This window comes from Sporosarcina sp. BP05 (assembly GCF_014282005.1).
GTDB lineage: Bacteria > Bacillota > Bacilli > Bacillales_A > Planococcaceae > Sporosarcina.
Genome location: NZ_JACFTD010000052.1, coordinates 1 through 2,059, shown reverse-complemented (window position 1 = coordinate 2,059; position 2,059 = coordinate 1). Strand labels below are relative to the sequence as shown.

1 protein-coding gene is annotated in these 2,059 nt (G+C 44.1%); it reads left to right on the top strand.

Annotated features, from left to right (window positions below; translation table 11 throughout):
- Nucleotides 1-651 precede the first annotated feature (651 nt).
- Nucleotides 652-1,968, top strand: coding sequence for a group II intron reverse transcriptase/maturase (gene ltrA, locus H2672_RS19000; RefSeq protein ID WP_186673955.1), 1,317 nt, complete (start codon nt 652-654; stop codon nt 1,966-1,968).
- Nucleotides 1,969-2,059: the final 91 nt, after the last annotated feature.

Below are 2,059 nucleotides of genomic sequence, written 5' to 3'. Positions count from 1 at the left end.
CTTTTGTGCGCTTGGCAGCGCTTTTCTCTAACGGGTGAAAGTCCCCAACATGCCGTAGTGGCGGAAATGTATAGCTGACTGGTAGTGCAGGTATCGCGAGGTTCTGTGCGGAGGACCAGAAGGCAAAACTCGGAACAGATAGCATAATCCATGTTGGCTGGCAGGATAGGATAACCTTGCAAGAGATGGGGACGTCCAAAACCACATTTATATCCTGTTAGTTAGGAGGACTGGAATCGAGGGAAAGAGAATTGACGTGACCCAAGGAGGTCTCATCATCTCCACTTTTAGTGGTAAGAATCGTTCAACCCCGTAATGGACAAGAAGGGTTCGACGGAAGGTGAGAAGTCAGAGCAGGGGATAGTAGTGAATAAGCTTACCAGAAAAGCTATAAAGGTAAGTGACTTGTTATCTAATTAACAAGGCAAGCATTGACCCAAAAGGCAGTGACTTGATGCGAAGCCCGACTGTCCATACAAGAAAAGCAAGTGCACTTGAAGACTCTCCATGTACTAAACAGAAGCCGACGAGGTGGATAGCCGAAGAATCGGGACCGAATAGAAAGTAGGTTGTTTAGGGACGAGTACTATTTTGGATACTGGTTAGTGTTAACTATTCAACCAGTCGAAGGATTAGGAAGGTAACGGATACATGAAAGAATCAACAGGAAAGCAAGGTTTACGTGTAGGAGAAGTGTCCACCAAGAAACGGAAATGGTACAGTCTGATTGATAAGGTCTGGGCGTACTCCAATCTGGAACAAGCCTTCTATGATGTGAAAAAAAATAGAGGGGCACACGGTGTGGATAACGTTACGATTAAAGAGTATGAACTCGAATTGGAACACAACTTAAGAGTGCTCCAACAGTCCCTTCATGTTAAAACATACCGTGCAAAACCAGTAAGGAGAGTCTATATTCCAAAGCCAGATGGGACACAGCGTCCGTTAGGAATCCCGACAGTCGGTGACCGTGTGCTCCAAGCAGCGGTCAAACGGAAATTGGAACCTATCTACGAGGAAAAGTTTCTGTCGTGTAGTTTTGGATTTCGACCCAATCGTAGTGCGCATATGGCAATTGAGAAAATCCGTAAGGATTTATTGGATGGCTATACATTCGTGATTGATGCAGATATCAAGACCTATTTCGATTCTATACCACACAAGAAACTGATGGAACTCATCCGAGAAGAGATGGTGGATAGTAGTGTTCTAGCCCTGATTGAGCAATTTCTGACATCAGGGGTGCTAGAAAATGGATTAGTCTACGAGAGTCATAGCGGTAGCCCTCAAGGGGGCGTGATTAGTCCACTATTGGCGAACATTTATCTCCATCCACTGGATGAAATGATGTCTGACCGTGGGCATCGGATTACCCGTTATGCGGATGATTTTGTCATCTGTTGTAAATCTCAAAAGGGTGCTGAAAGAGTTCTGAAGTCAGTGAAGAAGCTACTAGAAGGAGAATTGGGTCTGGTTGTTCATCCGACGAAAACAACAATTGTAGATAATTTATCTGAACCCTTTACATTTCTTGGCTATACGTTCAAAGGCGGTTACTTCCATATGCCATCAGACAAAGCCATCAAGAAGTTCAAGGAAAAGGTAAAAGTCATCACGAGAAAGAACCAAACGGTAGACTTGGCTGAACTCATCAAACATCGCCTCAATCCTGTAATAAGGGGTTGGGGTAGATACTTCGGAATGGGATTCTGTAAAAGCTTATTTAAGCTATTGGATTCGTGGATTAGGCGACGGTTACGGATGGTGCAATTACGGAGTTGGCGGAAAATAAAAAAGCTCCACAAGGAGCTCAGACGAAAAGATTGGAAAGGAGAACTTCCTGGATTAAGAATGACAAAATGGAGAAGTTCTCTTTCCACACCTGTTCACGTCGCACTTCCTATTGAGAAATTTAGGGAATTGCGCTTAGTTTTCTTACTGGATATTTATCAAGACCTACATCCCTAGAAGGGATAAATATGGAGGAGCCGTATGCGATGACCCGCACGTACGGATCTGTGAGAGGCGCATGAATTTATTCATGCGCCTACTCTATTTT

What these genes read in the sequence shown, in the direction of transcription:
- ltrA (WP_186673955.1), top strand. Translation starts at nt 652, where the DNA reads ATGAAAGAATCAACAGGAAAGCAAGGTTTACGTGTAGGAGAAGTGTCC.